Genomic DNA, 259 nt, shown 5'->3' with positions numbered 1-259 from the left:
CACGACACGTTCTGGAATTCTTTCATGATCAAAATGAGTCATCTTTTCCCGGAAATGAAAATCCTCCATAATTGTTGGGCCACGCATTCCAGCTTTTAAGGAGTCGTCATCATTTGTAACTCGAACACCTTGATTCGTAGTCATTTTTTTCCCAGTGTGATCAATGGTAGACCCCTCAAGTTGTTTCTTTTTCTTACTCTCCGAGTCTTTTTTCGTTTTTTTGTCATATTTCCCAGTCATTTTTTTCCCTCCCATAACC

Annotated in this window: 1 protein-coding gene; it reads right to left on the bottom strand. The window is 39.4% G+C overall.

From position 1 onward, the window contains the following. The coding region (locus AOA62_RS29745; RefSeq protein WP_143521941.1) for a catalase at positions 1 to 240 on the bottom strand (240 nt) is incomplete at its 3' end. Between the last annotated feature and the right edge of the window lie 19 nt (positions 241 to 259).

Origin of the sequence: Pseudomonas sp. 2995-3 (genome assembly GCF_002742565.1) — a bacterium.
In the GTDB taxonomy this organism is placed as follows: domain Bacteria; phylum Pseudomonadota; class Gammaproteobacteria; order Pseudomonadales; family Pseudomonadaceae; genus Aquipseudomonas; species Aquipseudomonas edaphica.
Note: the sequence above shows the minus strand (reverse complement) of the source record. Positions and strands in the feature narration are given on the sequence as shown.